Source organism: Butyrivibrio sp. (assembly GCF_015056685.1).
GTDB lineage: Bacteria > Bacillota > Clostridia > Lachnospirales > Lachnospiraceae > Butyrivibrio.
Genome location: NZ_SVFW01000088.1, coordinates 1 through 5,496, shown reverse-complemented (window position 1 = coordinate 5,496; position 5,496 = coordinate 1). Strand labels below are relative to the sequence as shown.

Annotated in this window: 4 protein-coding genes and 1 pseudogene; all 5 read left to right on the top strand. The window is 40.4% G+C overall.

The genetic code is table 11. The features are described 5' to 3' along the window. Positions 1 to 1,075: 1,075 nt before the first annotated feature. Entirely contained in the window at positions 1,076 to 2,116 is a 1,041-nt protein-coding gene (locus E7303_RS17810) for an ATP-binding protein (protein ID WP_292146806.1), read from the top strand. 10 nt (positions 2,117 to 2,126) lie between these two features. Beyond that, positions 2,127 to 2,780, top strand: coding sequence for a sugar transferase (locus E7303_RS17805; RefSeq protein WP_200821063.1), 654 nt, complete (start codon positions 2,127 to 2,129; stop codon positions 2,778 to 2,780). A 28-nt stretch (positions 2,781 to 2,808) separates the two neighbouring features. Then, entirely contained in the window at positions 2,809 to 3,798 is a 990-nt protein-coding gene (locus tag E7303_RS17800; protein ID WP_292146805.1) for an ATP-grasp domain-containing protein, read from the top strand. A gap of 17 nt (positions 3,799 to 3,815) precedes the next feature. After that, on the top strand, positions 3,816 to 4,907 hold the full coding sequence (locus E7303_RS17795; RefSeq protein ID WP_292146804.1) for a glycosyltransferase family 4 protein: 1,092 nt from the start codon (positions 3,816 to 3,818) through the stop codon (positions 4,905 to 4,907). Between the two features lie 101 nt (positions 4,908 to 5,008). Further along, a pseudogene (locus tag E7303_RS17790) lies at positions 5,009 to 5,496 on the top strand (nucleotide sugar dehydrogenase); the annotation flags it as partial.

The following is a 5,496-nucleotide window of genomic DNA, read 5'->3' as shown; positions in this document are numbered from 1 at the left end:
CCACAGCCACCCTTTTAACGGGTGGCCAGAGGCTTGAAATCGGCCTATATGCCCATTTGAACGTTCGTGAGGGTGGCTGGCATCGCAAAAAGCTGCTATATACCCAAAATAGTAAGAATCAGAGGTGGCTGGAAGCTTTACAAAGCGCTATATGCCCAGAATAACTATCTCCATTAAATATGGACTGTTATACGGACGGAATGATATGGATTAAATCTGTAGGATAAAAGGCACTAAAATCGAGCATTTATCCTACTTATGAGAAAACACACTCAAAAATCTTCTCCTATCTCCAGGTTGTCACAGTGAAATGGGTATATAGCTATACTTTTTAAGTTACGACATCCATCGGCAGAATTCTCGGGAAGGGAAAATGGGCATATACGAGAAAAAATAGATTTACACATCCATTGGATGAGTGAACTGAGCATTATGATCAGCTATATAATGGTGCGTGAACTTCAAAAAAGTCGTATGTACCCAAAATCACAAGTCAAAATCCTCGTCGAATGGTGTTGTAAGCTCAAAAATCAGGCTATATTTCCAAAATGTAATCTTCGCTCTCTTTAAATTGGAGGTCGCGGGAATATAGTCACACATATCATTGAAAGTAGCCGCCCCTACTGTTCCTGGATTCAGAGCCCGAGGCCCTGGTACCTAGCCACACCGAAGGTGCTTGCCATTGACGGGGGCTGAGGAAAACGCTACAATGCTGAATTCGACGGTGCACGAATCTAATTACTGTTCCCATCATCCTCACCGTCGGCTCGCTGACCAGGGCGTTTTCCTCAGGTTCAGTCAATGGTGGCGTACGGAGCCAGCTACTTACGCATATACAAATAAAAAGTATTCCTGCCAACCTGTTTGGTTGTGCAGAAATACTCCCGTTTATCTACAGTGAAATATGTATTAATGAGCTGAAATATCATTTCATGTTTTATTTAATTGACATAATAATCTGGTTAAGCATAATATTATAGATATAAAAGGATATAAAAGTAACTGCAAGATATAAAAAGATATAAAATGATATAAAACAGATTCATAGATATAAAAAGATATAAAAGGAGTAAAGATGCGGAATCCATTTTCTATTTCCTTTGGAACTCTACCTACTCAATATATTTCCAGAATAACGCAGACAAATCAAATAGTTGAGATGTTTACAGACGATAATCCTTCTAATCATGTTTTTATGCTTACTGGTATAAGGGGATCAGGGAAAACTGTCCTGATGACAGATATTTCAGAGAGGCTTAGGAATGAAAAAGATTGGATTGTGGTCGAGATAAGCCCGGAGAGAGATATGCTTGAAGGTCTTGCTGCCACACTCTACGCTGTTCCAGAATTACATGCTCTTTTTATTAAAGCAAAGTTGGATTTTTCAGCATTAGGTCTGGGCGTTTCGGTTGAAAATGCAGCCCCCATCACTGATACAGAAGTTGCTGTTAACAGAATGCTTGAATATATAACAAAGGCTGGGAAAAGGGTACTGATAACAGTGGATGAAGTTACGAATAATGCCAATTTAAAGGTATTTGCTGCAGCTTTTCAGATATATCTCAGGCGAAATTTCCAGGTTTATTTAATAATGACGGGATTATATGAGAATTTATATAACCTGCAAAATGAAAAATCTTTGACATTTTTATATAGAGCTCCTAAGGTTATCTTGGAGCCGTTAAATTATACAGCAGTCGTGTCTCATTATAAAAAAGTTTTTGAAATAGATAATGAGCAGGCAGAATATATGGCCAAGCTGACAAAGGGCTATTCTTTTGCATTTCAGGTTTTGGGATATATATATTGGAATAACAAAGAAAGTAAAATAGAAGATATACTGCCTGAATATGACCAGTATCTGGATGAGTACGTCTATGATAAAATATGGTCTGAAATGTCTGAAATGGACAGAAAAGTTGTCAGTGCAATGGCAATCAGTGGTGAAACAAATGTAAGTAAGCTACGTGAATTAGTAGGAATGACTACTTCGCAGTTTTCTGTATATAGAGACAGGTTAAAAAGAAAGGGAATAATAAATACAGCTCAATATGGGTACATTTCCTTGTTGCTACCGCGTTTTGAAGAGTATGTAAAGCTGCATATTGATCTGTGAATAGAGAATGATGAAGAATTCTTTTTACGCACGATATATTAAAAGAATAGTGGATATAATAATATCTTTACTGGTTATAATAATTTTTTGCTGGCTATACCTTATCCTTGCGATCCTTGTAAGGGTCAAGCTTGGAAGTCCGATCCTGTTTAAGCAGGCCCGTCCTGGTAAGGATGAGAAGATATTTAACCTTTATAAGTTCAGGACCATGACAGATAAAAGAGATGCTGAGGGAAAGCTCCTACCAGATAAGGACAGACTTACAAAGTTTGGCAATTTTCTCAGAAAATCCAGTCTTGATGAGTTGCCGGAGTTTTTCAACATCCTAAAGGGCGATATGAGCTTTATCGGACCAAGGCCACTACTTGTCGAGTATCTGCCCTATTACACAGAGCGTGAGAAATTAAGGCACACAGTAAGGCCCGGTCTTACAGGACTTGCCCAGGTGAGCGGACGAAACACAGTTGACTGGGATACAAGATTTGAAATCGATGCCCAGTATGTGGAAAACTTAAATTTCCTCATGGATCTTAAAGTCATCGGACTTACCTTCAAGACAGTTTTTGGCCACACGGATCAGGTGGCAGAAGATACCAACAAGGTTGAAGGCAACTTTGCTCAGATAAGAAAAGAGCGCCTGGAAAAGACAGGCAAATTAAAATAAACATTTTTCAAAATAAAAAGAGGTGCATATGGCTACTAATATTTTGATATTAAGTGCAGGAACCAGAAATAAAGTAGTGCAGGCTTTCAAAAAAGAGCTTGCTCATAACGGCAAAGTTTTTGCCACAGACTGCTCAAACATTGGCCCTGCCATATATGATGCAGACGAAGCTATAATCGTTCCTAAGATCAAGGACCCTTTCTATATCGATGAGATCCTTGGAGTATGCAAAAGAAATAACATAAATGGTGTGTTCAGTCTTATCGATCCTGAGCTTTCTCTTTTGGCAGAGAATGCAGAAAGATTCACTGAGGAAGGTGTTACACCTATCGTTTCATCATACGAGCTCTGCGAGACAAGCCTTGATAAGTACCGCATGTACGAGATGCTTATTAAGCTCGGGATTCCTACAGCCAAGTGCTACCTTTCAATAGAGGATTTCGAGACTGCAAGGGCAGCAGGAGAAGTGGATTTCCCTGTTTTTGTAAAGCCCAGAAATGGCAGCGCATCAATAAATATAAATGCTGTGGAATCTAAGGAGATGCTTGTAGCTCTTTTCCACGATTTCGATGACCTTATCATTCAGGAGTACATGAGAGGCCAGGAGTACGGCGCTGATGTGTACATTGACCTTATTTCCGGCAAGTGCACAGACATTTTCCTCAAGGAAAAGATAAAGATGAGAGCCGGCGAGACAGATAAATCTGTTTCTGTAAAAGATGAGAGACTCTTTAAGCAGATAGCTTCATTCGTTGAGACTGTGGGCTACAGAGGAATGATCGACATTGACCTTTTCTATGACAATGCCACAGATGTATGGTATCTCTCAGAAGTTAATCCCCGTTTTGGCGGCGGATATCCACATGCCTATGCCTGCGGAGTAAACTTCCCAAGATGCATCATCAACAACTTAAAAGGTATTGAGAATCCTGTTAACATCGGTGATTATCAGGAAGGCGTTTACATGATGAAATACAATGAGCTCTGCATCCTTCCTGAGGATAAATTAGCAAAATAAATCATAAAGGTGACATTATGCCAAAGGCGTTAATACTAGCAAACTCATCAAGCGGGCTCTATGATTTCAGAAACGAACTCATCCTTGGACTTATGGACAAAGGGTACGAGGTAGTCATAAGCCTTCCTGATGATCTTAAGGTAAAAGAGCTGACTGCAGAGGGCTGCAGGGTAGTTCATACTGACATAAACAGACGCGGAGTCAATCCTGTACAGGACTTGGCTCTTTTTGGCGCTTATAGAAAGCTTTTAAAAAGTGAGCGCCCGGACGTCGTTTTAACCTATACTATAAAGCCCAATATTTACGGTGGTTTTGCCTGCAGACTTGCAAGGATCCCATATTTTTCAACTATCACAGGACTTGGAAGTACATTTGAGCGGGGCGGAGTTCTTTTGAAAATGATAATCGCCATGTACAAGACTTCCCTTAAGGGCTGCAAATGCCTCTTTTTCCAGAATCAGAACAACAGACAGATATTTGAAAACTGCGGCATACATGCCAAAAAGCATGTGACTGTAAATGGCTCCGGCGTTAATCTTGATAAACACAAATTTGAAGAATACCCAGGCCACAGCGACGATGTTACGAGATTTCTTTATATTGGAAGGATCATGAAGGAAAAAGGCTCGGAAGAGTACCTCTATGCAGCAGATAAGCTCCATGAGAAATATGGCGACAAGGTGTCGTTTTCAGCAATCGGCTACTGCGAGGATGATTTTGAGAGCAGGGTAAAAGAGGCTGAGAAAGCCGGAATCCTTAAGATGATCCCTTATCAGAAGGACATTCACCCTTATATAAAAGAAGCTGATGCCATAGTTCATCCTTCTTACCACGAGGGAATGAGCAATGTCCTCATGGAAGCCGCAGCAACAGGAAGACCTGTTATTGCTTCTGACATAAGCGGCTGCAAAGAGATCGTGGACAAGGACAGATCAGGGCTTTTAGCTGAGCCCAGGAATAAGGAAGCTCTTTTTACTGCTCTTGATAAATTCATGCAGCTTGATATGGAGAGCAGAAAAGAAATGGGGCGCAATGGCCGCGCCTGGGTTGAAAATAATTTTGACAGGAAAAAGATCATAAAAACGTACATAGATGAGATTACCGCTTGAGACGGGACGTTTTGCCATATTTGACAGCCGTAGTATAATACCTATGTATGTTATTGGAATTAAATTTAAATTGAAATATTTTTTAGTGTGGAGGATACACGATGAGCTTATATGAAAAGCTCCTTTCCGGAGAAGAAAAGTTATCACTTGTAGGACTTGGATATGTAGGAATGCCTATAGCGGTTGCCTACGCCAAAAAGATCAAGGTAGTAGGTTACGACTTCAACGCTGCTAAGGTTGATCTTTATAAAAAGGGAATCGACCCAACAAGAGAAGTTGGCGATGCAGCTATTAAAGAGACTTCTGTAGAATTTACAGCAGATCCTGAGAAACTTAAGGAGTGTAAATTCCACGTTGTTGCAGTTCCAACACCTGTAAACGACGATCATACACCTGACCTTTCACCTGTAGAGGGAGCCAGCCGTACACTTGGTAAGTACCTCACAAAGGGTTCAATCGTAGTTTACGAGTCAACTGTATATCCGGGAGTAACAGAGGACATCTGTGTTCCTATTCTTGAAAAAGAGTCAGGACTTAAGTGCGGAGTTGATTTCAAGGTTGGTTATTCACCTGAGCGTATCAACCCTGG

Coding starts and splice junctions, on each gene's coding strand:
- E7303_RS17810 (WP_292146806.1), top strand. CDS start 1,076: ATGCGGAATCCATTTTCTATTTCCTTTGGAACTCTACCTACTCAATAT.
- E7303_RS17805 (WP_200821063.1), top strand. CDS start 2,127: ATGAAGAATTCTTTTTACGCACGATATATTAAAAGAATAGTGGATATA.
- E7303_RS17800 (WP_292146805.1), top strand. CDS start 2,809: ATGGCTACTAATATTTTGATATTAAGTGCAGGAACCAGAAATAAAGTA.
- E7303_RS17795 (WP_292146804.1), top strand. CDS start 3,816: ATGCCAAAGGCGTTAATACTAGCAAACTCATCAAGCGGGCTCTATGAT.